This is a genomic window from Stenotrophomonas sp. SMYL89 (assembly GCF_036319985.1).
Taxonomy (GTDB): domain Bacteria; phylum Pseudomonadota; class Gammaproteobacteria; order Xanthomonadales; family Xanthomonadaceae; genus Stenotrophomonas; species Stenotrophomonas maltophilia_Q.
Window position 1 is genome coordinate 26,508 of record NZ_JAWIRW010000007.1, and the last position, 23,232, is coordinate 49,739.

Annotated in this window: 24 protein-coding genes and 1 tRNA gene; 11 read left to right on the forward strand and 14 right to left on the reverse strand. The window is 67.9% G+C overall.

Features of this window, described 5'->3' with window-relative positions; all coding sequences use genetic code 11:
• Positions 1-43: 43 nt before the first annotated feature.
• From V3B41_RS10625 to V3B41_RS10650, 6 genes are all read right to left on the reverse strand, one after another.
• Positions 44-661, reverse strand: coding sequence for a 50S ribosomal protein L25/general stress protein Ctc (locus V3B41_RS10625; RefSeq protein ID WP_014036085.1), 618 nt, complete (start codon positions 659-661; stop codon positions 44-46).
• Between the two features lie 110 nt (positions 662-771).
• On the reverse strand, positions 772-1,731 hold the full coding sequence (locus V3B41_RS10630) for a ribose-phosphate diphosphokinase (protein WP_005415400.1): 960 nt from the start codon (positions 1,729-1,731) through the stop codon (positions 772-774).
• A gap of 140 nt (positions 1,732-1,871) precedes the next feature.
• Positions 1,872-1,948: transfer RNA gene (locus V3B41_RS10635), tRNA-Gln, on the reverse strand.
• Between the two features lie 11 nt (positions 1,949-1,959).
• A complete protein-coding gene (ispE, locus tag V3B41_RS10640) occupies positions 1,960-2,829 on the reverse strand; it encodes a 4-(cytidine 5'-diphospho)-2-C-methyl-D-erythritol kinase (protein ID WP_049432732.1) in 870 nt (289 codons plus the stop codon).
• Positions 2,826-3,485: a lipoprotein insertase outer membrane protein LolB gene (gene lolB, locus V3B41_RS10645; protein ID WP_049432736.1), complete on the reverse strand. Its 660-nt coding sequence runs from the start codon at positions 3,483-3,485 to the stop codon at positions 2,826-2,828. The genes ispE and lolB overlap by 4 nt, the downstream gene beginning before the upstream one ends.
• Complete coding sequence (locus tag V3B41_RS10650) at positions 3,482-5,167, reverse strand: tetratricopeptide repeat protein (protein WP_180848841.1); 1,686 nt, start codon at positions 5,165-5,167, stop codon at positions 3,482-3,484. Before V3B41_RS10650 ends, lolB begins: the two co-directional genes overlap by 4 nt.
• 63 nt (positions 5,168-5,230) lie before the next feature.
• On the opposite strand from V3B41_RS10650, the gene hemA reads away from it, so the two are divergent.
• The 4 genes from hemA to ppk2 are packed head-to-tail and all read left to right on the forward strand — an operon-like array spanning position 5,231 to position 10,115.
• Positions 5,231-6,514 carry a glutamyl-tRNA reductase gene (hemA, locus tag V3B41_RS10655; RefSeq protein ID WP_049432743.1) on the forward strand — a complete coding sequence of 428 codons (1,284 nt, stop codon included), beginning with the start codon at positions 5,231-5,233 and terminating at the stop codon, positions 6,512-6,514.
• A complete protein-coding gene (gene prfA / locus V3B41_RS10660; RefSeq protein ID WP_100443768.1) occupies positions 6,492-7,574 on the forward strand; it encodes a peptide chain release factor 1 in 1,083 nt (360 codons plus the stop codon). The genes hemA and prfA overlap by 23 nt, the downstream gene beginning before the upstream one ends.
• Positions 7,575-7,579: 5 nt before the next feature.
• On the forward strand, positions 7,580-9,286 hold the full coding sequence (locus V3B41_RS10665) for a tetratricopeptide repeat protein (RefSeq protein ID WP_049426750.1): 1,707 nt from the start codon (positions 7,580-7,582) through the stop codon (positions 9,284-9,286).
• 46 nt (positions 9,287-9,332) lie between these two features.
• Positions 9,333-10,115 carry a polyphosphate kinase 2 gene (ppk2, locus tag V3B41_RS10670; protein WP_295549215.1) on the forward strand — a complete coding sequence of 261 codons (783 nt, stop codon included), beginning with the start codon at positions 9,333-9,335 and terminating at the stop codon, positions 10,113-10,115.
• 531 nt (positions 10,116-10,646) lie between these two features.
• On the opposite strand, the gene V3B41_RS10675 is transcribed toward ppk2, so the two are convergent.
• Complete coding sequence (locus V3B41_RS10675) at positions 10,647-11,219, reverse strand: TlpA disulfide reductase family protein (protein WP_049428782.1); 573 nt, start codon at positions 11,217-11,219, stop codon at positions 10,647-10,649.
• Positions 11,216-12,490 (reverse strand): YihY family inner membrane protein, encoded by a 1,275-nt coding sequence (locus tag V3B41_RS10680; RefSeq protein WP_049428781.1) that lies wholly within the window; start codon positions 12,488-12,490, stop codon positions 11,216-11,218. Before V3B41_RS10680 ends, V3B41_RS10675 begins: the two co-directional genes overlap by 4 nt.
• Positions 12,491-12,567: 77 nt before the next feature.
• Between V3B41_RS10680 and wrbA the strand changes: the two genes are divergently transcribed.
• From wrbA to V3B41_RS10695, 3 genes are all read left to right on the forward strand, one after another.
• Positions 12,568-13,161, forward strand: coding sequence for an NAD(P)H:quinone oxidoreductase (gene wrbA / locus V3B41_RS10685; RefSeq protein WP_005408181.1), 594 nt, complete (start codon positions 12,568-12,570; stop codon positions 13,159-13,161).
• Entirely contained in the window at positions 13,158-13,493 is a 336-nt protein-coding gene (locus V3B41_RS10690; RefSeq protein ID WP_049428779.1) for a DUF2069 domain-containing protein, read from the forward strand. Before wrbA ends, V3B41_RS10690 begins: the two co-directional genes overlap by 4 nt.
• Before the next feature lie 79 nt (positions 13,494-13,572).
• Positions 13,573-14,058, forward strand: coding sequence for an asparaginase domain-containing protein (locus V3B41_RS10695; protein WP_040009892.1), 486 nt, complete (start codon positions 13,573-13,575; stop codon positions 14,056-14,058).
• Between the two features lie 189 nt (positions 14,059-14,247).
• Here V3B41_RS10695 and V3B41_RS10700 read toward each other — a convergent pair whose 3' ends face one another.
• From V3B41_RS10700 to sufT, 3 genes are all read right to left on the reverse strand, one after another.
• Positions 14,248-15,987: a S8 family peptidase gene (locus tag V3B41_RS10700; RefSeq protein ID WP_049428776.1), complete on the reverse strand. Its 1,740-nt coding sequence runs from the start codon at positions 15,985-15,987 to the stop codon at positions 14,248-14,250.
• 450 nt (positions 15,988-16,437) lie between these two features.
• On the reverse strand, positions 16,438-17,532 hold the full coding sequence (locus V3B41_RS10705) for a branched-chain amino acid aminotransferase (protein ID WP_049428774.1): 1,095 nt from the start codon (positions 17,530-17,532) through the stop codon (positions 16,438-16,440).
• Positions 17,533-17,591: 59 nt separating this feature from the next.
• Positions 17,592-18,143, reverse strand: a complete 552-nt coding sequence (gene sufT, locus V3B41_RS10710; RefSeq protein WP_012479222.1) for a putative Fe-S cluster assembly protein SufT — start codon at positions 18,141-18,143, stop codon at positions 17,592-17,594.
• A 121-nt stretch (positions 18,144-18,264) separates the two neighbouring features.
• On the opposite strand from sufT, the gene V3B41_RS10715 reads away from it, so the two are divergent.
• On the forward strand, positions 18,265-18,684 hold the full coding sequence (locus V3B41_RS10715) for a hypothetical protein (RefSeq protein WP_049428773.1): 420 nt from the start codon (positions 18,265-18,267) through the stop codon (positions 18,682-18,684).
• 115 nt (positions 18,685-18,799) lie between these two features.
• On the opposite strand, the gene V3B41_RS10720 is transcribed toward V3B41_RS10715, so the two are convergent.
• Together V3B41_RS10720 and V3B41_RS10725 are read right to left on the reverse strand one after the other, a co-directional pair.
• A complete protein-coding gene (locus tag V3B41_RS10720) occupies positions 18,800-20,260 on the reverse strand; it encodes an NAD(P)(+) transhydrogenase (Re/Si-specific) subunit beta (RefSeq protein WP_049428771.1) in 1,461 nt (486 codons plus the stop codon).
• Complete coding sequence (locus V3B41_RS10725) at positions 20,257-20,577, reverse strand: NAD(P) transhydrogenase subunit alpha (protein ID WP_049428770.1); 321 nt, start codon at positions 20,575-20,577, stop codon at positions 20,257-20,259. The genes V3B41_RS10720 and V3B41_RS10725 overlap by 4 nt, the downstream gene beginning before the upstream one ends.
• A 98-nt stretch (positions 20,578-20,675) precedes the next feature.
• Between V3B41_RS10725 and V3B41_RS10730 the strand changes: the two genes are divergently transcribed.
• From V3B41_RS10730 to V3B41_RS10740, 3 genes are read left to right on the forward strand one after another with little or no spacing between them, the layout of a single operon-like run.
• The gene (locus V3B41_RS10730; protein WP_080354992.1) at positions 20,676-21,260 is read left to right on the forward strand and encodes an RNA polymerase sigma factor; all 585 of its coding nucleotides are present in this window, start codon (positions 20,676-20,678) and stop codon (positions 21,258-21,260) included.
• Entirely contained in the window at positions 21,257-21,583 is a 327-nt protein-coding gene (locus V3B41_RS10735; protein ID WP_049428766.1) for a hypothetical protein, read from the forward strand. Before V3B41_RS10730 ends, V3B41_RS10735 begins: the two co-directional genes overlap by 4 nt.
• Positions 21,584-21,586: 3 nt before the next feature.
• A complete protein-coding gene (locus V3B41_RS10740; RefSeq protein WP_049428764.1) occupies positions 21,587-22,048 on the forward strand; it encodes a DUF3106 domain-containing protein in 462 nt (153 codons plus the stop codon).
• A 102-nt stretch (positions 22,049-22,150) separates the two neighbouring features.
• Here V3B41_RS10740 and V3B41_RS10745 read toward each other — a convergent pair whose 3' ends face one another.
• Positions 22,151-23,230: an NAD(P) transhydrogenase subunit alpha gene (locus V3B41_RS10745; protein ID WP_197620613.1), complete on the reverse strand. Its 1,080-nt coding sequence runs from the start codon at positions 23,228-23,230 to the stop codon at positions 22,151-22,153.
• Positions 23,231-23,232: the final 2 nt, after the last annotated feature.

Genomic DNA, 23,232 nt, shown 5'->3' on the forward strand with positions numbered 1-23,232 from the left:
CTTCCAGTACGGTGCCTGCCCGGAGGCAGGCACCGTAGCGGTATTACTCGGCGGCAGCCGCTTCTTCGTCAGCCGCGTCGGCCTTGCCGGCCTTGGCGGTGACGATGGCGTCGTCGTGGTCCTTGCCCAGCGCCAGGGCCGGGATTTCCACGCCCTTCGGCAGCTTGATGTTGGACAGGTACACCACGTCACCGGCCTTCAGCTCGCCCAGGTCGACTTCGATCGACTCCGGCAGGTCCTTCGGCAGGCAGGTGATGGTCACTTCCTTCAGTTCGTGGGTGACCACGACGTCGGCAGCCTTGCCGGCCGGCGAGGTGTCTTCGTTGATGAAGTGCAGCGGGACCGAAGCGGTCAGGGCTTCGTTCTCGTTCACGCGCTGGAAGTCCAGGTGCATGATCAGCTGCTTGTACGGGTGGCGCTGCATGTCACGCAGAAGAACCTTCTGCACCTGGCCGTCCAGGTTCAGGTCCAGGATCGAGGCATAGAACCACTCGTTCTGCTGGGCCAGCCAGATTTCGTTGTGGTCCAGGCTGATGGCGACCGGCTCGGCGTTGCCGCCGTACACGATGGCCGGGATCACACCAGCGTGACGCAGGCGGCGGCTCGCACCCTTACGCTGCAGTTCACGCTTGGTGACCTTGATTTCATGGGTCTTCGACATTTTCGACTACTCAGGTTGTTGCCGCGCCTTGCGGCTTGGCGGTTGAAGATGCTTCCGCGACCAGAAGCACCCGGGGTATGCCCCCACCGTTGCCGGCGAGGGCGAAAAACTCAATCGACGTACAGCGAGCTGACCGACTCGCCGAAGGCGATGCGGCGCATCGTTTCGGCCAGCATTTCCGCCACGCTCAGCTGGCGGATCTTGCTGCACACCCGCGCGGCGTCCTTCAGCGGGATGGTGTCGGTCACCACCAGCTCGTCGAGCTGGGAATTGGTGATGTTGTCCACTGCCGGGCCCGACAGCACCGCGTGGGTGCAGTAGGCGGCGACCTTGAGCGCACCGCGCGCCTTCAGGGCAGCGGCAGCGGCGCACAGGGTGCCGGCGGTATCGACAATGTCATCGACCATCACGCAGGTCTTGCCTTCGACGTCACCGATGATGTTCATCACGGTGGAGACGTTGGCACGCGGGCGGCGCTTGTCGATGATCGCCAGGTCGGCGTCATCCAGGCGCTTTGCCACCGCACGGGCGCGGACCACGCCGCCCACGTCCGGCGACACAACGATCAGGTTCTCGGTGCCGTAGGCGCGCCAGATGTCGGCCAGCAGCAGCGGGGACGCATACACGTTGTCCACCGGAATATCGAAGAAGCCCTGGATCTGGTCGGCGTGCAGGTCGACGGTCAGCACGCGATCAGCGCCAGCGGTGCTGAACATCTTGGCCGCCAGCTTGGCGGTGATCGGCACGCGCGAGGAACGCATGCGGCGATCCTGGCGCGAGTAGCCGAAGTACGGCACCACGGCGGTCACGCTGGCCACCGATGCGCGCTTGAGCGCGTCGATCAGCACCAGCAGTTCCATCAGGTTTTCCGCGCTCGGCGCGCAGGTCGGCTGGATCACGAACACGTCCTGCTTGCGGACGTTCTCCTCGATCTCCACCTGCACTTCACCATCGGAGAAGTGCGAGACCAGCGCCTTGCCCGGGCGAACCCCCAGTTCCTTGCAGATGTTCTGCGCCAGACGTTTGTTGGCGTTGCCGGAAAAGACCAGCAGGTTCGGGGACTCTTGCATCATGATTGTCTCGGGCGGGGACGAGTGGCGGGGATCCGGAGTCGGCAAGGACCCCGATGGACCCTTGCTGCTGACAACACCGCGGTTGTATCCACGTCCCGCGCGGGCGATGCGCTGGAAGGCGCGGACACAGCCGCTATTGGCAGGGGCGGTAGGATTCGAACCTACGAATGCCAGGATCAAAACCTGGTGCCTTGGGCCTCTTGGCGACGCCCCTGCATTGATAAATCAGTGTTGCTCGAGTGCATCCAGCAGTGGCGAACGCGCAACGCCCGCTGCCACCCTTGCCCGCAACTCCTTCGGCAACTTCGACCGTCCCTGCTCTGCGGCAGACTGCGATGCGAACTCGACGAAACAACCACTTCCCGAACCGGTCAGCCGCGCCGTGCCGATGCCGCTCAACGCAGCGAGCGCGGCCTCGACGGCAGGCTCACGGCGGCGCAGCACCGGTTCGAACGCGTTCCCGACCAAGGTCCCGGAAGCGAAGTCCTCTATTTTCGCCACTGGGCTGTCGCGCGTCAAATCCGGGTCTGCAAACAGGACCGGCGTGGGAACATGAACGCCCGGTTCAACCACCACATACCAGGCCGGGGCCAGGGTGATCGGCTGCAGGCGCTCGCCCACGCCTTCGGCCCACGCATTGCGGCCGCGCACGAACACCGGCACGTCGGCGCCCAGGCGCAGGCCCAGCGCGGCCAGGGCATCTTCATCCAGGCCGGCACGCCAGAGCCGGTTCAGCACCACCAGCACGGTGGCCGCATCGGAGGAACCGCCGCCAAAGCCACCACCCGCAGAAACGTTCTTTTCGACGATGATGTCTACGCCTTGCACGATATTGGCCGCGCTTTTCAGAAGACGCGCGGCGCGTATCGCCAGATCATCCGCCTCGGCAACGCCGACCAGCCCCTCGCCCTCACGACGCACTTGCCCGTCTTCACGCAGGCGCAGACCAATGCGGTCGCCCCAGTCCAGCAGCCGGAACACCGTCTGCAGCTCGTGGTAGCCATCGGCGCGGCGGCCGGTGATGTGCAGGAACAGGTTCAGCTTGGCCGGGGCCGGCCACCAGGACCAGCCCGCGTCATCGCGCCCGGCACTCATGGGGCGCCCTGACCCCACTGGTCCACCAGCAGGCGCACCTTGGCGTCACCATTGCTGGCCTCGATCCGGCGCGGCAGCGCCGGGCGCCCGGCCTCGGCCGGATACCAGTCCAGGTACTGCACCTGCCAGCCCATCTGCTGCATGCGGCGCGGCCGGCCTTCACCGTCGCGCTCGACCTTCTCCGGACCGGCAGCATCGCCGGCCACCAGGCCACGGATCCACTCCGGCAGCTGGTTGACCGGGATGTCCCAGCCGGTCGCCTCCAGCAACAGCTGCTGGGCGTCCTCGCCGTCGCGCGGGCCTCCCGCCAGTCCTTCCAGGCGGCCGGCTCCGGAATGGGTGTCGCCGGTCAGCTTCCAGCTCTGCCGGGTCACCGGCGCGCTCAGCTCGACCACATAGCGCCGGCCTTCCTGCTTCCAGTCGATGCGGCCACTGCCGCCGTCCTTGCCCTTGCTGACCGCGACCCGGCCCTGGAACGCCCAGTCCGGCTGCGCGTGCAGCGCGGCCACGCGCGCGACCTCGGCCTGCGCGGCTTCGGCGGAAACGGTCTCGACCACCGCCGGTGGCGGGGTCTTCTGCGTGCCCACGGTGGTACAGGCGCTGACCGCCAGGGTCACGGCCGCCAGCAGCAGCGGCCGGATCATCGAAACACTCATGGATTGAACTTCTCGCGGGCGCGCAGCAGCGCGCGGTTTTCGGGATCGAGCTTGGCCGCTTCCTCGAAGAAGTGGCGCGCCTCGTCGTGCTTGCCCAGCACCCACAGTACTTCGCCCACATGTGCGGCGATCTCCGGGTCCTTGGCCAGGGTCCAGGCACGGCGCAGCTGCACCAGCGCTTCTTCCTTGCGACCCAGGCGATACAGCACCCAGCCATAGCTGTCGACGATGGCGGCGTTGTCCGGCTCGGCCACGCGCGCGCGGTCGATCAGTTCCAGCGCTTCCTGCAGCCGGCCGGTACGGTCGGCCAGGGTGTAGCCCAGCGCGTTCAGCGCCGGCACGTTCTCCGGGTCGGTCACCAGGATCTTGCGCAGGTCGGCCTCGGCGCGCGGAATGTCGTCACGGCGTTCCCATGTGAGCGCGCGGGCGTACAGCAGGCCATTGTCATCCGGGTAGGCGGCCAGGCCGCGGGCCAGCGCGTCCAGCTCCCCGGCACTGTCGTCGGCGCGCTGGCGCAGTTCGGCTTCCAGCAGGTAGGCGTCGCGGCGCACGTCGTCGTCGACCACCGCATCGGACTGGATCGCGTGCACTTCATCCAATGCCTGCGGCAGGCGCCCGGCCAGGGCCTGGGCGTTGGCCGCGCGCAGGCGCGCCTCGCTCAGCTCATCGCCACCGGGCACGCTGTGGTACCACTGCACGGCCTCGGGGTAACGCTTCAGGTATTCGGCGATCTTGCCCAACAGCAGGCGCTGCGCCGGGTCCGGCTTGGCCGCCTGTCGTGAAAGTTCGTTGTAGAGGTTGGAGAGCGCGGCCTTGTCGCCCTGCTTGGCCAGCAGCGAGGCGCGCATGCCCCAGGTCTGCACGTCCTGCGGGCCGAACGCCAGCACGCGTTCGGCTGCGGACGGCTGGCCGAGACTGTCGTAGGCAATGGCCACTGCATTGCGCAGTTCCGGGTCCTGTCGGGTCTTCGGCTCGACGTCATGCAGCAGCGACAGCGCCTTGCCGGTCTCCCCGGCCTGCTGCAGCTGGCTGGCCCGCAGCAACGCCACGCGCGGTTCTTCGGGGAAACGCTTGACCACTTCATCGATCATGCGCCGCGCCAGTTCGGGTTTGTCCATGCGCAGGGCCAGGCGACCGAACTCCTGCCAGGCCTCGATCTTCGGCGGGATGGCGTTGGCATCGACCAGCTCCCCCAGCACCTGCGCCGGTACCGCCGGGTCGCGGCCGCCGCCGATCAGGGCGGCCAGGGCGAACTTCCAGCCGCGCTCGTCGGGATCGGCCAGCAACGCCTGCAGGTCCCCACGCGCAGCCTTCACATCGCCCTGGCGCATGGCCAGCGCGGCAGCGGCACTGCGCATGGTCAACGAACTGGGCGCACGCTGCTGCCACAGGGCCAGGCCCTTGGCGGCACTGGCGTCGTCGTTGGCCAGCATGGAAATGCGGGTGGCACGCTCGGCCAGGCCGGCGTCGCCGTCGGTCTGCTGGGCCGCCTGCAGGTACCAGCGCGCGGCCTCGGCCAGCTTGCCGGCCTGCAGGGCGAATTCACCGGCCATCACCGGTTCCAGCGCCAGTTCCTCAGTGGCCGGGGCCCGTACGGGGGCCTTGGCCGGCACCGCTGCCAGGGCCTGGGCACAGGCCAGGGACAGCAGCAGAACACTGGGGATGCGAATCAATGCGGGCATCGTCGGCATCGGGGCCTTAAAATGTCGTCCAATGGCCAGCAGCTTATCGCAAGCAACTGAACAATGACCCTGTGGGTGCTCGGACTGAATCACCAGACCGCACCGGTGGAGCTGCGCGAGCGCGCGGCCTTCGCCGGTGAGGCGTTGCCGCGCGCGCTCGGTTCGCTGCGCGATACCCCGCAGATCGCCGAGGCGGTGCTGCTGTCCACCTGCAACCGCACCGAACTGTACGCCGTGGCCGATTCGGCACAGGCACTGGACCAGTGGCTGCACGCCCAGGCCGGCGACCTGCAGGGCTACCTGTACCAGCATGCCGATGCAGAAGCCGTACGCCACCTGTTCCGGGTCGCCACCGGGCTGGACTCGATGGTGCTGGGCGAACCGCAGATCCTTGGCCAGGTGAAGGATGCGTGGTCGACCGCGCGTGACCACGGCCTGCTCGGCCAGCGGTTGGACCGCCTGTTCCAGCAGACCTTTTCGGTCGCCAAACGTGCGCGCACCGACACCCAGGTCGGCGCCAATCCGGTCTCAGTAGCCTCGGCCGCGGTACGCCTGGCGCAGAACGCCTTCGCGCGCCTGGACGATTCCACCGTGCTGCTGGTCGGCGCGGGCGAGACCATCGAACTGGCTGCACGCCACCTGAGCGAGGGCAAGGTACGGCGGCTGCTGATCGCCAACCGCACCCTGGCCCACGCGCAGGAACTGGCCAGCCGCCATGGCGGCGTGGCACTGCCGTTGACCGAACTGGACCGCCACCTCGGCGAGGCCGACGTGGTGTTCTCGGCCACCGCCGCACGCGAACCAGTGATCCACCGCGAGATGGTGGCCAAGGCCCTGCGCGCGCGCCGGCACAAGCCGATGCTGCTGTTCGACCTGGCCGTGCCGCGCGACATCGAAGCCGAGGTCGGCACCCTCAACGACGCCTTCCTCTACACCGTCGATGACCTGGAACGCGCGGTGGAAGACAACCGTCGTGGCCGCCGCGAGGCCGCCGCCGAGGCCGAGGCGATCATCGACCTGCAGGTGTCGCGTTTCATCGAGACCCAGCAGGCCAGCGCCCACCAGGCCCCGCTGCGGCAGCTGCGCGCGTTTGGCGAAGCCACCCGCGCCGAGCTGCTGGAGCGTGCGCGCCAGCAGCTGGCCAACGGCAAACCCGCCGACGAAGTGCTGGAACTGCTGGCCCATGGCCTGACCAACCGCCTGCTGCATCCGCCGACCGCCGCCCTGCGCGCGGCCGCGCTGAGTGGCGATGCCGACCTGACCCGCGCCGCCGAGCGCCTGTTCCCGGCCACGCCGGGTTACCGCCACCCACCCGTGAGACCCGATGACGCCGACCCTGCGCCGTAAGCTGGAAGCGCTGGCCGAGCGCCGCGAAGAACTGGAACGCCTGCTCGCCGAACCCGACGTGGTCGCCGACAACACCCGTTTCCGCGACCTTTCGCGCGAATTCGCCCAACTTGAACCGATCGCCATCGCCCTGGCCGATGAATCCCGTGCCAAGGCTGATCTGGCCGCCGCGGAAGGCATGCGCGCCGACCCCGACCTGCGCGAGCTGGCCGACGAGGAAATCGCCGCCGCGCAGGCGCGCCTGCTGGAACTGGAGCAGGAGCTGGCGCTGCTGCTGGTACCGCGCGACCCGCGCGACGAAGGCAACCTGTTCCTGGAAGTGCGCGCCGGCACCGGTGGCGATGAGGCGGCGATCTTCGCCGGCGACCTGTTCCGCATGTACGCCCGCTATGCCGAGCGCCAGGGCTGGAAGGTCGAGATCGAATCGGACAATCCCGGCGAACACGGTGGCTACAAGGAAGTGGTGGCACGGGTGGTCGGCCGTGGTGCGTTCTCGCGCCTGAAGTTCGAATCGGGCACGCACCGTGTGCAGCGCGTGCCGGCCACCGAATCGCAGGGCCGCATCCATACCTCGGCGGCCACCGTGGCGATCATCCCGGAGGCCGACGAAGTCGATGACATCGTCATCAACCCGGCCGACCTGAAGGTGGATACGTTCCGCTCCTCCGGCGCCGGTGGCCAGCACGTCAACAAGACCGAGTCGGCGATCCGCATCACCCACATACCGACCGGCGTGGTGGTGGAATGCCAGACCGAACGCAGCCAGCACGCCAACCGCGACAAGGCGATGAAGCGCCTGAAAGCGCAGCTGCTCGACGCCGAGCGCCAACGCCAGGACGCGGCGCAGGCCGAGTCGAGGCGCCTGCAGGTCGGCAGTGGTGATCGCAGCCAGCGCATCCGCACCTACAACTTCCCGCAGGGGCGCATCACCGATCACCGCGTGGAGGGCCTGACCCTGTACGACCTGCCCAACATCCTGGCCGGCGACCTCGATCCGCTGCTGCAGCGGCTCAGCCACGAACACCAGGTCGACGCCCTGGCCCAGCTGTCGGCAGGCTGAGCACGATGTCGGCCTGGCAGCAGCGACAGCAACTGCAGCAAGCGATCGCCCGCCAGCCCGACGACTTCGTCGCCTGGGTGATGCTGGCCGACGTGGAACTGGAAGCCGGCGACATCGCTGCCGGCGAACAGGCCGCGCGACGTGCGCTGCAGCTGCGCCCGAATCACCCCGAAGCGCTGGCACGGCTGGGCCGCGTGGCGTGGATGGCCGGTGCACATGGCGATGCGGCCAAGCTGCTCGGCCAGGCCTCGGCATTGGCACCGCAGCATCCCGGCATTGCGCTGTGGCTGGGCCATGCACTGGAAGATGCCGATGATGCCGAAGGCGCGTCGGCGGCCTATCGACGCGCGCATGGGCTGATGCCGGCCGAGCCGTACATCGCCGCCCAGCGCCTGGCCTGGCAGCGTCGCCTGTGCGATTGGCAGGACCTGGACACGCTGGCGGCACAGGTGCGCGCCGCCGTTGCCAGCAGCCAGGGCGTGGTCGAGCCGTTCGCCTTCCTCAGCGAGGACGCCAGCGCTGCCGAACAGTTGGCCTGCGCGCACACCCGTGCGCTGGCCGTGGCTGCCTCGGTGCGGCCATTGCCGCCGGCAACGGTGCGCCCGCACGGCCCGCTGCGCGTCGGCTTCCTCTCCAATGGGTTCGGCGCACATCCGACCGGATTGCTGACCGTGGCGCTGTTCGAGCAGCTGCGTCGCGACCCCGCACTGCAACTGCATCTGTTCGCGCTGAACCGCGACGACGGCAGCCGCATCCGCCAGCGGCTGCAGGCAGCGGCGCAGCTGCATGATGTGGCCGGCCTGCGCCATGACGATACCGCCGCACGCATCCGCGCACAGGGCATCGACCTGCTGTTCGACCTGCGCGGCTGGGGCGGTGGCGGCACGCCGGAAGTGCTGGCGATGCGCCCTGCCCCGCTGCAGCTGAACTGGCTGGCCTATCCGGGCACGTCGGGGGCGCCGTGGATGGATGCGGTGGTCGGCGATGCCTTCGCGCTGCCGCCGGCACTGGAGCCGCACTACAGCGAACGCGTGCTGCGCCTGCCGCGCGCCTTCCAGCCGTCAGACAACACGCGTGTGCTGGAGCCTGCGCCGACCCGTGCCGACTGCGGTCTGCCCGAGCAGGGCGTGGTGTTCTGCTGTTTCAACAACAGCTACAAGCTCAACCCGCGCAGCATCGGCCGTGCCTTCGCAGTGCTGCATGCGGTGCCCGGCAGCGTGCTGTGGCTGCTGTCCGGGCCCGGCCAGGCCGATGCGCGCCTGCGTGCCGCCGCACAGGCCGCGGGCCTGGACCCGGCGCGCCTGGTGTTCATGGCCAAGCTGCCGCACCCGCAGTACCTGGCGCGCTATCCGCTGGCCGACCTGTTCCTGGACACGCATCCGTACAACGCCCACACCACCGCCTCCGATGCGCTGTGGGCCGGCTGCCCGGTGCTGACCTGCCCGGGTGACACCTTCGCTGCGCGCGTGGCCGGCAGCCTCAACCATCACCTCGGCCTGGCCCGGCTGAACGTCGCCGACGATGCCGCGTTCATCGCCACTGCCAGCGCACTGGGCAACGACCCGGCGGCGCTGGCCGCGTTGCGCGCTGAGCTGGCGCAGGCACGCGAGCGCAGCGGGCTGTTCGACATGGCGGCCTTCGCACGCGATCTGTCCGCACTGCTGCAGCAGCTGGCCCGCGAACACGGCTGGCAGGGCCTCGACACGCCCTGACATCGCCCTGCGCTACGCTCGGGCTTCCTTCCCGCGTGGTGTGACGATGGCCAAGCTCAAGCGCAAGGAGTACGACGAACTGCTGCTGCCACTGCAGCTGGAACTGACCGCGATGGCGCGCTGGGTGCAGCACAGCGGGCAACGCCTGCTGGTGCTGTTCGAAGGCCGCGACACGGCGGGCAAGGGCGGCGCGATCCAGGCCATCAGCCAGCACCTCAACCCTCGCCAGTGCCGGGTGGTGGCCTTGCCCAAGCCCACCGACCGTGAAGCCACGCAGTGGTACTTCCAGCGCTACGCGAGCCATCTTCCCGCTGCCGGCGAGATCGTGCTGATGGACCGCAGCTGGTACAACCGTGCCGGCGTCGAACGGGTGATGGGCTATTGCAGCGAAACCGAGTACCAGCAGTTCCTGCGCCAGGCGCCGGTGTTCGAACAGCTGCTGGTGGACGACGGCATCCTGCTGTTCAAGTACTGGCTGTGCGTTGACCAGGAACAGCAGGAGAAGCGCTTCGCCGAGCGTCATATCGACCCGCTGAAGGGCTGGAAACTGTCCCCGGTGGACCTGAAATCGCGCAGCAAGTACAGCGCCTACACCGAGGCCCGCGAGGCGATGCTGCGCGCCACCCACCGCGAAGGCGCGCCGTGGACGCTGGTGAATTTCAACGACCAGCGCCTGGGCCGGCTGACCCTGGTACGCAACCTGCTGGACCGGCTGCCGGATACGCGCGTGGATGCGCCGTTGCCGGAGCTGCCGAAGCTGAAGGGCAAGCTGCATCGCGAGCACTACGACGTGCTGAAGCCGATCGAGGATTTCCCGGTCAAGGAATAGGTTGGATCGGCAGGGCCTGCGGCCCTGCACCTGCTACGAACCAAGGCAACAGCAATAGCCGAAGCAGAAGCGGATTTACTGTGGGTAGGCGGGGCGGGTCCGCTTGCGGGAGACGCCGTAAATACGTCCATGTAGGCTCGGTCGCCGCATCCATGCGGCTCACGCCCCCGCAATCGGACCCACCCCGCCTTCGACAGGTCTCTGCGATCTGTCGGAATAGCGCTTGGGGTCAGACCCGTTTTCCGCAGGAAAACGGATCTGACCCCGAATTGATTCGAGATCTGAAAGAGATTCATCCACGCATGGCGTGGATCTACCAGATCGCTGAAATCTGTCAGAGGTGGGGCTGTGTCGGAGTGCGGGGTGTCAGCCGCATGGATGCGGCTGCCAAGCCTACATGGACGTACTTGCGGCGTCCCCGCACTCCGACACCGCCCCGCCACCACACGGAAATCCCGCTTTGGCTGTTGCCGAAGCCGTTGCTTGAATGTTTCGGCGGGTGCAGGGCCGCAGGCCCTGCCGACCAACCCACTACCTGGCAGCAGCGATCTGCTTTTCGATGTCGGCGGCAGTCACCGGGCCAAGGAAGCTGTGCGCCAGCTTGCCCTGCGGATCGATGAGATGCGTCAGCGGCAGGCCGCGCGGCGTGGCGAAATCAGCCGGCGGGTCGAACGGGTCGACGATCACGATCGGATAGGTCACCGGATGCTTGGTCAGGAATGCCTGCATCTCCGGCGCTTCGATGTCCTCGTAGGCCAGGCCGACCACTTCAATGTTGCTGCGCATCGCATGCAGCGCCGACAGCTCCGGCATCTCCTTGCGGCACGGCGCGCACCAGGTCGCCCAGAAGTTCACCACCACCCACTTGCCGCGGTGCGCGGCCAGGTCGTAGTCGCTGCCATCCACCGCCTTCATCTTCAGTGTCGGGAACTCGGCGGTGGTGCGCTCGGCCGGGGTTTCCTCGACCGGGGCCGGTGCGGCCGGCGTCGGTGCCTGTGCCGGCGGCTGGCTGCTGGACGGGGCCGGCTCCTGCGCCGGCTTGCAGGCTGCCAGCGCCAGCAGGAGGGCCAGCGGGAGCAGCAGCAACGGGGTCTTGCGGGTCATGGCATGTCTCCAGATTCGGTGTAGATATCGCTGACCTTGCGCTTGAGGCGTTCGCGCAGGGGCAGTCGCAGGTCGTCCAGTGCCGCCAGTGCGGCGCGACCCAGGCTGTCGTCCCGGTACGGCAGATGCTGCTCGGCCACCGGGATGCGCAGCTGGGTGCATTCGTACAGATCGGCCAGGCTGACCTGGTCCAGGTCGCGCGACAGCAGCCACTCACCGCGCTCGTCGCGGCGCAGCAGGCCGATCTCCTGCAGGTTGCAGGCCAGGTCCTGCAGCAGCGAATCGGTCAGCATCGGCTCCAGACGCAGGATTTCATCGTCAGCCAGGCCCTTGCCCTTGGCTCGGGCATGGTGGAAGCGGCCCAGCAGGCGCAGCAGGCCATAGAACTCGTAGCCCTGCGGCAGGCGCAGTTCCACCGGCTGGTAGCGGAAGGCCGCCATCGACGAGGACAGCGATGCGCCCAGCAGCACCGCCACCCAGCACAGGTAGATCCACAGCAGCAGGATCGGCACGAAGGCCACCGTGCCATAGAGCTTCTGGTAGGACTGGAAGCTGCCCAGGTAGGCGCCGATGCCCCATTTCACCAGTTCCAGGATCACCGCCGCCAGGATCGCGCCGGGCACCGCGTGCCGCCACTTCACCGTGTGGTGCGGCACCACCCGGAACATCAGCGTGATGCACACGAACTCGATCAGGATCGGCGCCAGCCGCAGCGCCAGCTCGGCCAGCCAGCGGCCCTCCTGGGTGCCGAACAGCGGCATCGCGAACACCCGTGCCGACACTGCCAGCGACGCGGCGGCAAGCATCGCGCCCAGCGTCAGTACGGTCCAGTAGACCAGGAAGCGGGTCAGCTTGGGCCGGGTCGAGCCGACCCGCCATATCTGGTTGAAGGTCTCTTCAACACTGTTGAGGGTGATCAGCAGCGACACCACCAGCGCGATGAAGCCGGCGGCGGTGAGCTGGCCGGCACTGGCCGAGAACTGCCGCAGGTAGCCCTCGGCCGCGCGCGCGGCATTGGGCACGAAGTTGGAGAAGACGTAATCGCTGAGCTGGTCGCTCCAGCGGTCGAAGACGGGGAAGGCCGAGAGCACGCCGAACACCACGATGGCCAGCGGCACCAGTGCGAACACCGTGGTGTACGCCAGCGCCGCCGCTGCCTGGAACAGGCGGTCGTCGAGGAAGCGATGCCACAGGAAGCGGCCGAAACTGATGGCCCGTGCGCGATCCCGCGCGCGCTCCATCCACAGGTTGAGCGTATCCAAAGGTTCCATCGGTGGAAGGGTACCCGATGCGGAATGCTGGCAGGATAGCCATACTGGTGGCCACACGACGAGGAGAAGCGGGCACGATGGGCGAGATTCTGGTGCTGTACTACAGCCGGGGCGGTTCGGTGGCACGGCTGGCGCGCCAGATCGCGCGAGGCATCGGCGAAGTGCCGGGCATGAGCGCGCGCCTGCGCACGGTGCCGCCGGTGGCCGCGGTGACCCAGACCGCGCAGCCGCCTGTACCCGACGATGGCGCCCCCTATGTGAGCGTGCAGGACCTGGTCGAGTGCCAGGGCCTGCTGCTCGGCAGCCCCACCCGCTTCGGCAACATGGCGGCCCCGGTGAAGCACTTCCTGGATGGGCTGGGCGCCGAATGGGTCAACGGCACCCTCTCGGGCAAGCCGGCCGGCGTGTTCACCTCTACCGCCTCGATGCACGGCGGGCAGGAATCGACCCTGCTGTCGATGCAGGTGCCGCTGCTGCACCACGGCTGCGTGATCGTCGGTATTCCGTTCACCGAGCCGGCGCTGAGCCACACCACCAGTGGCGGCACGCCCTATGGCGCCAGCCACGTCGCCGGTGCGGCCGACGATCCGCAGCCGACCGACGACGAGGCCGTGCTGGCCCGTGCGCTGGGCCGCCGGGTGGCCGACATCGCGCAGCGGTTGGCCCGATGAACCGGCCGCCGCGCACGGTCCTGCTGTTGGCCCTGATGGGGCTGGCTGCGCTGTTCGCAGGCTGGTTCATCAATGACAAGCACTGGCTGGCCACCCAGCTGGTGTTCACCGCGCCGCCGCTGGCGCTGGCCTGTGCGCTGCGCCTGGGCTGGCGCAAGGCCGGTTTCTGGGCCTCGGTGCTGGCGCTGGGCTGGTTCAGCCATGGCGTGATGAGCGCCTGGAGCCACCCGGAAACGCGCTGGCTGGCGTTGATCGAGATCGCGCTGGCACTGCTGGTGATCTTCAGCGCCAGCCTGCCAGGGCTGCGCGCCCGCTTCGGCAAGCGACGCTGACGCTGCGCCCGCCGGGCCGTATCATCTGCGTTCCTGGCCCCGCGCCGCTGCACCTGTCCTGGTTTCGCGCATGCACATGATGGAAGAGCTCCTGGTCGTCACCACCGGTGGCACGATCGACAAGATCTACTTCGACGACAAGTCGGACTACCAGATCGGCGATCCGCAGATCGGCATGATCCTGCGCGAGCTGGGCGTCACGTTCCGCTTCAACGTGATTCCGATCCTGCGCAAGGATTCGCTGCACATCAACGATGAAGACCGCGAACTGATCCGCGCCACCATCGCTGCGCAGCCGACCCGCCACGTGCTGGTGACCCACGGCACCGATTCGATGGTGCAGACCGGCAAGGTGCTGGCCACGATTCCGGACAAGACCATCGTGATGACCGGCGCGCTCAGCCCGGCGCGCTTCCGTGGTTCGGATGCCGAGTTCAACATCGGCTGTGCGATCGGTGCGGTGCAGTCGCTGCCGACCGGCGTCTATATCGCCATGAACGGTCGGATTTTCGACCCGCAGCACGTGCGCAAGAACGTGGCCGCGAACCGCTTCGAGTCGGTCTGAGGAACGGCGTGCCGACCAAAGTCGGCACCTGCCAAAGCGCTGCCCTTGTAGTGTCGAACCATGCTCGGCAACCGCGCGCCAGCGCGGCACAATGGTCCGCAGCCGGAGCAGCCGAGCATGGGCTCGGCTCTACAGAAACGAAAACGCCCCGGCCTAAGCCGGGGCGTGCCCATGGAGAGGGGCTTGGGCTCAGTACTGGGCGTTGAGGGTCAGGCCCGAGAAGGTGCTGTAGGCCTTCACCCGCACATACCAGGTGCCGGCGGCAGGGCTGTTGATGGTGCAGGTCTCGCTGTTGCCGCTCAGGTACGGACGGCAGGTGTAGGTGGTATCGGTGGGGGCACTGCCCTGGCGCACGTACAGGTCGGCATCACCGCTGCCGCCACTGATCGCCACGCGCAGCTGGGTGCTGCCGGCCGGAACCGCGACCGTGTAGTTCAGCTCGGCACCGGTTGCGGCCCCCAGGCCAGTCACCGGCACGTTGTTCTGCAGCACGTTGCCACCCGGGTTGGTGCCACCGCCGTTGATCGCGGCAGCCACTGCGGCATTGGCGTCGATGATGCCGGCACCGCAGCCGCCCGAGCAGGCGCCCGGCAGCGGACGTGCGGTGCTCTTGATGATGCTCTCGACCTGCGCCGGGCTCAGCGGGCTCGGGGCGACCGACTGCATCAGCGCGACCACGCCGGCCACGTGCGGCGCCGCCATCGAGGTGCCGTTGTACGACGCGTAGGTCGCGCTGCCCGGCGTGGTGGTGCCGGTGTTGAGGGTGGACAGGATGCTCTGGCCCGGTGCCGAGATGTCGATGCCGGTGCCGTAGTTGGAGAAGCTGGCACGTGCACCGGCCGAGGTGGTTGCCGCCACCGCGATCACGTTCGGGCAGTTGGCCGGCACCGAGCTGGACACGTTGGCGTTGCTGTTGCCGGCGGCGACCACCACGGTGGTGCCACGGCCGACCGCGCCGTTGATCGCATTCTGGTAGGTGGTCGAGCAGCTGCCGCCCCCCCCCAGCGAAAGGTTGATGACCTCGGCCGGATTGGCATTGGCCGGCACGCCACTGACAGTGCCACCGGACGCCCACACGATCGCGTCAGCGATGTCGGAGGTGTAACCGCCGCACTTGCCGAGCACGCGCACCGGCACGACCTTGGCGTTGAACGCGGTGCCAGCCACGCCGCTGGCGTTGTTGGTCACCGCCGCCACGGTGCCGGCGACGTGGGTGCCGTGCCAGCTGGAGTTGGAGGCCGGAATGCCCGAGCCACACTCGTTGGCGCCGTACCAGTCGCCTTCATCGTTCGGGTTGTTGTCGCGGCCGCCACCGTCGCGCGCCATCGCGGCGTCACTGATGAAGTCGTAGCCGGGCAGGATGTTGGCGTTGAGGTCCGGATGGTTGGTGATGCCGGTGTCGATCACCGCCACCACCACGCCGGTGCCGGTCGACTTGTCCCAGGCCGGCCGGATGTTGATGCCCGCGTTGGACGTACCGAAGCCCCACTGCTCGCTGAAGCGGGTGTCGTTCGGGGTCAACGTCGCGCGCATGATCTGGTCGACTTCGACGTATTCCACGTTCGGGTCGGCGGCCAGCTTGCGCATCAGCTGCTCGGATTCGGCCCGGTCCAGCGGACGGTCGGTCTTGACCAGGGTCGGGCCGACGGCCAACTTGCGGACCTCCTGCAGGCCCAGCGCGCGGCCCTGGCTGCTGGCAAGGCCAGCGGCGGCCGTCTTCAGCGACGAAGCCAGCGCAGTGGTGTTGGCCACGGCGGCGCTGCCGTCGCGGTACTTCACGATGAAACGCTGGTGCGTCGGCGCGGACTGCAGGCCGCTGAGCTGGACATCACCGGCCAGCGCAGGCGTGGCCAGCAGCAGCGATGACAGAACGGACGCACCAAGGACCACCCACACTCGACGCACACGCGGTTGCGTTACCTGGGACATCGTATTTCCCTTTCTTGTGGTGTGAATGCCGGAATCGGCAGAAGCACCGGCCCGAACCATGGGCTGGCTTGCATTGGCGAGGTTCGAAGTCCGGTGAGTCAGCGGATCCCCCTAACGATCCGCCGTGCAGATGACGCTAATGGCCGAAACCGGACACCACAAGATTTTCAGCGTCTTTTCAGCAAGATGAAATGTTCGTTCTGAGACTTTTCGGGTCAAGGGTTTGTGAAGGTGAAGGAACTTTCTCGTGTCCTGCACAGACCTGACTGGGTCGTCACGTGTCCTGGAATGACTTTGCCGACATCGGCGTCCGCTGTTTCGGGGTCAGATCCTTTTCCTATGGAAAAGGGATCTGACCCCAGGCCCATAACGCAGAAAGCCCGTCACGGGGACGGGCTTTCCGGAAAATCAGCCGAGCGTGGGCTCGGCTCTACAGTTGACCGCGGACGATCAGCCCAGCTTGACCAGCCAGTTGTGGCGGTCCGGCAGGCGGCCGTACTGGATGTCGGTCAGTTCCTTGCGCAGCGACATGGTCACTTCGCCGGCCGGGGCGTTGATGTCGCCGACCGAGAAGCCCTCGCCCTTCAGCTGGCCGATCGGGGTGACCACCGCCGCGGTACCGCAGGCGAACACTTCGGCGATATCGCCGGAGGTCACGCCCTGCTTCCACTCATCGATGGTGACCTTGCGCTCTTCGACCTTCATGCCACGGTCGCGCGCCAGCTGCAGGATGCTCTCGCGGGTGATGCCTTCCAGGATGCTGCCAGACAGTTCCGGGGTGACCAGGGTGCCGTCCTTGTAGACCAGGAAGACGTTCATGCCGCCCAGTTCTTCCAGGTACTTGCCTTCGACCGGGTCCAGGAACAGCACCTGCGAACAGCCCTGCGCCTGCGCCTTCTGCTGCGGCAGCAGCGAGGCGGCGTAATTGCCACCGCACTTGGCGGCGCCGGTGCCGCCCTTGGCCGCACGCGCGTATTCGGTGGACAGCCAGATCGACACCGGGGCAACGCCCTTGGCGAAGTACGGGCCGGCCGGGCTGGCGATGACGTAGTAGCCGGCCTTGTGCGCGCCGCGCACGCCGAGGAAGGCTTCGTCGCCGATCATGAACGGACGGAAGTACAGGCTCGACTCATCGGCCGACGGCACCCAGGCGCTGTCCACGGCGATCAGCTGCTTCAGCGATTCGACGAAGATCTCCACCGGCAGTTCCGGCAGCGCCAGGCGCTGTGCCGAACGCTGCAGGCGACGGCCATTGGCATCCGGGCGGAAGGTCCAGATCGAGCCATCGGCATGGCGGTAGGCCTTGATGCCTTCGAAGATTTCCTGGCCGTAGTGCAGCACGGCCGCGGCCGGGTCCAGCTGCAGCGGGCCGTAGGCACGCACGTTGGCGTTGTGCCAGCCGGCGTCCTTGTCCCAGCGCACTTCCACCATGTGATCGGTGAAGTGCAGGCCGAAGCCCGGCTTTTCCAGGATCTGGGCGCGCTCTTCAGCGCTGCGCGGGTGGTCCGAACGGGTGACGGCGAAGCTGGGAATGGACTGGGACACCGGAGGATTCCTGTTCTGGTTGCGGGTAGTGCCGGGCCCGCGTAACTGCGGGCCCTGGGTCAAAGCATGCCGGTCTCGAGCCGGGCCGCCTCGGACATCATGTGCTGGTTCCACGGCGGGTCGAACACCAGGTCGACGTCGGCCTCGGCCACCGTCGGGATCATTTCAAGCTTGCTGCGCACGTCGTCGACCAGGATGTCGCCCATGCCGCAGCCCGGTGCGGTCAGGGTCATCTTCACGTCGATCTCGCGCTGGCCTTCGTCCAGGTGCTTGATCTCGACCTCGTAGACCAGGCCCAGTTCGACGATGTTCACCGGAATTTCCGGGTCAAAGCAGGTGCGCAGCTGCTGCCACACCAGCTGTTCCACCTGTTCATCGGTGGCATCGGCAGGCAGTTCGAGCGGTGCCGGTGCCTCCTTGCCGATGGCGTCGCCGTCCTTGCCAGCAATGCGGAACAGGTTGCCCTCGACGAACACCGAATAACTGCCGCCCAGCGCCTGGGTGATGTACCCATAGCTGCCGGCGGGCAGGGTCACGGTATCGCCCTGCGGGACCATCACGGCCTCGCAATCGCGTTCGAAGTGGACAGGTTCGCTGCTACGGGAATACATGGGGACCGATATGGGGCCGTGGCCAGGCCACGCAAGACGGCATTCTAGCCCAGCCGCCCCGGCACCGCCGGTGCACCGCCGCAAACCACAGTATCCTGTGGGTGATCTTCAGGGAGCTTCGATGTCCTCCAATGCCGCGCGTGCCAGGACCGTCACCTGGCTCTGGCCCATCATGCTGTTGCTGGGCCTGGTTGTTGCTCCCCTTGCCTGGATGGTGCTGGCACTGATGACCGGCCGGCAGGTCGGCTGGATGGCGGTACTGACCGCCCTGGAACTGGTGTTCATGCTGCGCATGGGTACGCTGGGCCCGGGCCGGCTGCGCATCGCGCTGGTCGTGCTGGGCACCCTGCTGGTGGCCGCCGTGGCCAACTGGACCATCGCCAGCGCCTGGATGGGCGGCTCGATCGGCCTGGACCTATGGGACGCCAGCCTGCGCATGGGCCCGCACCTGGCCTGGACCCTGATCACCCTGGCCAATGGCGCCATGGAATGGCTGTGGCTGGCGCTGGGCGTGGCCGTGGGCGCCTGGCTGGCGCGCTGAGCGCGATGGCCCCCGTGCGCGTTGTGCTTCCCGGGTAGATCCACGCCACGCGTGGATGAGACTGCGCATATGGGGTCAGAGCCCTTTCCTGTGGAAAGGGATCCGACCCCGGATCTCAATGCCCGCCGTCGAGCGCCTTCAACTCACTGACCAGCGAGGCCGCCGCTTCGGCACCGTCGCCGTACAGCATGCGGGTGTTGTCGGCATAGAACAGCGCATTCTCGATGCCGGCAAAGCCGGTGCCCTTGCCGCGCTTGATCACCACCACGTTGCGCGCATTGACCACGTCCAGCACCGGCATGCCGTAGATCGGGCTGGCCGGATCGGTGCGTGCGACCGGATTGACCACGTCGTTGGCGCCGATCACCAGCACCACGTCGGTGTTGGCGAACTCCGGGTTGATGTCGTCCATGTCGGCGATCAGGTCGTAGGGCACGCCCGCCTCGGCCAGCAGCACGTTCATGTGCCCGGGCATGCGCCCCGCCACCGGGTGGATCGCGAACTTCACCTTGACCCCACGCTGGCCCAGCCGCTGCGCCAGTTCCCATATCTTGTGCTGCGCCTGCGCCACGGCCATGCCGTAGCCGGGCACGATCACCACGCGCTCGGCAAAGGCCATCATCGCGGCGACGTCGGCCGCTTCGATCGGCTTCTGCGAGCCGCTGATCGCCTGCCCTTCGCCACCGGCACCACCGCCGAAGTTGGAGAACAGCACGTTGCGGATCGGACGGTTCATCGCCTTGGCCATCAACCGGGTCAGCAGGATGCCAGCCGCGCCAACCATCATGCCGGCGATGATCAGCGCCTCGTTGCCCAGCACATAGCCTTCGAACGACACCGCCAGGCCGGTGAACGCGTTGTACAGCGAGATCACCACCGGCATGTCGGCACCGCCGATCGGCAGCGTCATCAGCACGCCCAGCGCCAGTGCCAGCACGAAGAAGGCGACGATGGACCAGCTACTGAGCGTGCTGGCCGCGATGATCGCCAGCACCACCACCGCCAGCGCCACCAGCAGATTCATCACCTGCTGGCCGGGCCAGGTCACGCGCTTGTCCAGCCGTCCATCCAGCTTGGCCCAGGCGATCACCGAGCCGGACAGCGACACCGCGCCGATCGCCGCGCCGACCACCGCCAGCAGCAGCACCGTGCCCGATGGCTGGCGCGCGGCCAGGTCGGCCAGCGCCTGCGCGCTCCAGTGGCTGGTATCGCGGTGGGCCAGGAAGGAATAGCGCAGCAGTTCCACCGCGCCGATGGCCGCCGCCGAGCCGCCGCCCATGCCGTTGTACAGCGCCACCATCTGCGGCATGTCGGTGATGGCGACCTTGCCGGCCGACCACCAGGCCAGGCCCGCGCCAAGCAGCAGCGCCACCAGGATCAGCGGCACGTTGTGCAGTTCGGGCAGGAAGAAGGTTGCCGCCGTAGCCAGCAGCATGCCCAGCCCGGCCCAGCGGATGCCGCTGCGCGCGGTCAGCGGCGAGGCCATCCGCTGCAGGCCGAGCAGGAACAGCGTGGCGGCGACGAGGTAGCTGGCCTTGACCAGCCAGTCGAGCAGTTCGACGGTACTGATGTTCAAGCCTGCGGCTCCTTCGGTTCGTCCTTGGCACCCTTGGGCGCGCTCGGCTTGAACATTTCCAGCATGCGCGCGGTGACCACGTACCCACCGGCAGCGTTGCCGGCACCCAGCACCACGGCGAGGAAGCCCAGCGCCTTTTCCAGTGGCGTCTGCGCGTGCCCCAGCACCACCATCGCGCCGATCAGCACGATGCCGTGGATGAAGTTGGAACCCGACATCAGCGGGGTATGCAGGATCACCGGCACCCGCGAAATGATCACGTGGCCGGCGATGGCCGCCAGCATGAAGATGTACAGCGCCACGAACCCGTCACTCACTGGCAACGCTCCCGCTCTGTCTTCGTCGGCCCATCATAACCACGGGCTGAACCCGGCGCGCGCCCACGGTCAACCGAAGCCGCGCTCACGCGTTGTCGATGGTGACCCCGAGCGAGGAACCGTACCCTGTGCTGGTGAGCAGCCCTGTCCCCCCGAGCGCCGAGACCGATGCCCTGCCGGCGTCGCTGGAAGTGTTCCTGGCCAGCGTCGGCCCGCGCGCATTCCGCTTCGCTGAGGCCGGCCTGCGCCAGCGCGACGACGCCATGGACGCGGTGCAGGACGCCCTGATGCGCATGCTGGACTACGCCGACAAGCCGGCCGCCGAATGGGCGCCGCTGTTCTGGAGCATCCTGCGCCGGCGCGTGATCGACCTGCAGCGTCGACGCCGTTTCCGCCTGCCGTTCTGGCGCGACAACCAGGATGCCGACGGTGGCGGGATCGACTGGGCCGATCCCGGCCCGGACCCGGCGCAGGCGCACGAACAGCGCCAGCAGTACCAGCAGCTGGTGCAGGCACTGCGTACCCTGCCCGCCCGCCAGCGAGAAGCCTTCACCCTGCGCGTGCTGCAGGACCTGGACGGGGCCACCACCGCCCGCGCCATGGGCTGCAGCGAAGGCGCGGTAAAAACCCATCTGGCACGCGCCCGGCAGGCGCTGCAGGACTACCTGGAGACCCACCCGTGAACCGCTCCCTGCCCTCCGATGACATCCTGCGCAGCCTGCACGCGCAGTCGCTGCAGGCACTGTCGCCGGCCACGCTGGCACAGCTGCGCCAGGCCCGCCACGGCGCCAGCGCGGCCCGGCACGGGCGCCTGCGCTGGTGGCTGGCCAGCGCCTGTTCGCTGGTGGTGGCACTGGGTATCGGCCTGCAGTTCAGCGGCCACAGCCCCCTGTCGGGCCCAGCGCCGGCCCCGGTGCTGGCCTCGGTAGAAGACAACAGCACGCTATATGACGAAAATCCCGATCTGTACCTGTGGCTGGGCGATACCGACCTGGCGATGGAGTGAACCATGCCCCGATTCAACCTGCTGCCGCTGCTGTTGACCCTGTCGCTGCTGCCGGCCGTCCCCGCGCTGGCGCAGACTGCTGCACCCGCTGCGGCCCCACGTCCTGTACCGGCCGCACCGCTGCCGGCGTGGGAACAGCTGAGTGAAGCCCAGCGCGAATCGCTGCTGGCACCGCTGCGCGACCGCTGGAACAGCGCCGATGCCAGCCAGCGCCAACGCATGCTGTCGCACGGCCAGCGCTGGCAATCGATGAGCCCGGAGGAACGTGACAAGGCGCGCCGTGGTCTGCGCCGCTTCGAGCACATGAGCCCGGAACAGCGTGAGCAGGCCCGGGCACTGTTCGGTCAGATGCGCGACATGCCACCGGCGCAGCGCGACGCCCTGCGTGAGCGCTGGTCGCAGATGACGCCGGAACAGCGCAAGGACTGGGTGCGCGACAACCCGCCGCCGGCCAAGCCGCGGTAAAGGCAGCGTTCAACCCTTTGTAGAGCCGAGCCCAAGCTCGGCTGCTTTATCGCGCCTGCGCAAGCCGAGCATGGGCTCGGCTCTACAGGAGGCATATCAGGTTCACGCCTGCCAGCGTGTCTTGGCCAGCAACTCGTCGTCCCAGTCGAACGCCAGCTGCCCCTCGCGCACGAACAGCGCGACGAAGTTCAGCAGGTTGCGCGCATACATCTCGCTGGCCTGGGTCGCGCCGCGACTGGCCAGGCCCAGCGGGCCGTCGATGGTCACGCCCTGGTGTTCAATGCATTGCCCTGGCCGGGTCAGTGCGCAGTTGCCACCGCTCTCGGCGGCCAGGTCCACGATCACGCTGCCAGTGGCCATGCCTTCCACCATCGCCGCAGTGACGATGGTGGGTGCCGGGCGCCCCGGTACCGCCGCCGTGCAGATCACCACATCCACGCCGCGCAGGTGATCGGCCAGGCGGCGCTGCTGCTCGGCTCGCTCCTCATCGGTCAACGCGCGCGCGTAACCGCCCTCGCCGGCCGCGCTCACCCCCAGGTCGAGGAAACGGGCGCCCAGCGACTGGATCTGCTCGCGGGTTTCCGGGCGCACGTCGAAGCCTTCCACCTGGGCACCGAGACGCCGGGCAGTGGCAATGGCCTGCAGTCCCGCCACGCCGGCACCGATCACCAGCACCTTGGCCGGACGCACGGTGCCGGCAGCGGTGGTCAGCATCGGGAAGAAACGGGGTGCGCGTTCGGCGGCGATCAACGCGGCCTTGTAACCGGCCATGCCGGCCTGTGAACTGAGCACATCCATCGCCTGCGCACGGGTGGTGCGCGGCAGCTGCTGCAGCGGGAACAGGTGCAGGCGGTCATCGGCAGCCAGTGCCGCCAGGGCCGGATCACTGGCAGGAGTCAACAGGCCAACCACGGTGGCACCCGGCTTGAGCTGATCCAGCACCGCCACCGCCGGCGCCTGCACGCACAACAGGATGTCGATTTCGGCCCAGCGGCTGGCATCGAACGCGCGGGCACCGGCATCGTCATAGGCGGCATCGGTGAAACCTGCGGCCAGTCCGGCGCCGGGCTCGTACCAGACAGTGATGCCCAGGGCGCCGAGCTTGCGCGCGGTCTCCGGTGTCAGCGCCACGCGCCGTTCGCCCGGCACGGTCTCCTTGATCCCCAGCAACGCTACGGCCATGC